Here is a 1,682-nt window from a genome sequence, read left to right on the forward strand (position 1 = left end):
GAGGCCACTGAAAAAGTCCAAATCTTAGAACAGGATACCAGACCTCATTTCTGAGGAATGGTATCCTGTTTTCCTGTATAATAAAGTTATTAATTTCAGGTGGTGTCTCAGATGATTTCAAACCAACAATCCCTCAACTTCAGTCCATTTATGGCTATATATGATATCGTAGTGCCTAAAGATAATATGTTACGTCAAATTAATGACCTTGTAGATTTTTCTTTTGTACATGAAGAATTAGAGAATAAATATTGCTTGGACAACGGTCGTAATGCTGTGTCCCCCATCCGGATGTTTAAATATTTATTGCTGAAGTCGATCTTCGATTTATCAGATGTGGATGTCGTGGAGCGTTCTAAATATGACATGTCCCTCAAATACTTCTTAGATATGGCGCCTGAAGATGAGGTGATCAATCCTAGTTCACTTACGAAGTTTCGTAAACTTCGCTTGAAAGATGTAAATCTGCTTGACATGCTTATTCAGAAGACAGTGGAAATCGCATTGGAAAAAGAAATCATTAAAAGCAGCGCTATTATAGTGGACGCCACACATACGAAAGCACGTTTCAATCAGCAATCACCAAAAGAGATTCTGATGGAGAAGTCTAAGCTGCTACGAAAAGCAGTTTATCAAATCGATGAGAAGATGAAAGATAAATTCCCGCCAAAAACGACGACGAACGAATTAGAAGATGAACTGGACTATTGCCAAAAAGTCATAAATGCTGTGGAAAAAGAAGAAGCCATCCGCGAATACCCAAAGGTAAAAGAAAAGCTGAACTATTTGAAGGAAATCGTAGCCGATCACCATGAGCATCTTCAACTATCCAATGATCCAGACGCACGTGTAGGTCACAAAACGGCGGACTCTTCTTTCTTTGGTTATAAAACACATATTGCAATGAATGAAGAGCGTATTATTACAGCTGCGGTAATTACAACAGGGGAAAAAGGTGATGGGAAACAACTGCAAACATTGATCGAAAAAAGTCGGGAAACGGGTATGGAAATCGATACGGTGATTGGAGATACAGCCTATTCCGAGAAAGATAACATCCAGTATGCCAACCAAAATGAATTACAACTCGTATCAAAATTACACCCACAGATTACCCAAGGCACTCGCAAAAAAGAAGATGAATTTGAGTTTAATAAAGATGCAGGAATGTACGTTTGTAAAGCTGGACATATGGCGATTCGCAGAGCGCGTACTGGAACGAAAAATATAGGAAAAAACCAAAAAGATACCTATTACTTTGACATCGATAAATGTAAGCAATGTCCCCTTAGAGAGGGTTGTTATAAAGAAGGCGCAAAATCCAAAACCTATTCGATCAGCATTAAATCAACGGAACATAGCGAGCAAAAAGCTTTCCAAGAAAGTGAGTATTTCAAAGAGAAAGCAAGAGAACGCTATAAAATTGAAGCAAAGAATAGTGAGTTAAAACACAGACACGGGTATGATGTGGCATCTACCTCGGGTCTTGTTGGCATGCATATGCAAGGGGCAATGGCCATATTCACTGTCAACCTCAAAAGAATAATGACACTATTGAAGTAGAAAACATGAAGTAATCCATAAAATAAAGGCGAATTCTCATTCATAGTTGAATGGAAATTCGCCTTTATCTATTTTTGGGCATTTCACAAAGTCAAAAGCTAACCTTTTTCAGTGGCCTC

Annotated in this window: 1 protein-coding gene; it reads left to right on the plus strand. The window is 38.3% G+C overall.

Features of this window, described 5'->3' with window-relative positions; all coding sequences use genetic code 11:
* Window positions 1-111: 111 nt before the first annotated feature.
* Window positions 112-1,563: an IS1182 family transposase gene (locus tag L691_RS0101750; RefSeq protein ID WP_025688405.1), complete on the plus strand. Its 1,452-nt coding sequence runs from the start codon at window positions 112-114 to the stop codon at window positions 1,561-1,563.
* Window positions 1,564-1,682 lie beyond the last annotated feature (119 nt).

It is taken from the genome of Paenibacillus zanthoxyli JH29, assembly GCF_000520715.1.
Taxonomy (GTDB): Bacteria; Bacillota; Bacilli; order Paenibacillales; family Paenibacillaceae; genus Paenibacillus_AQ; species Paenibacillus_AQ zanthoxyli.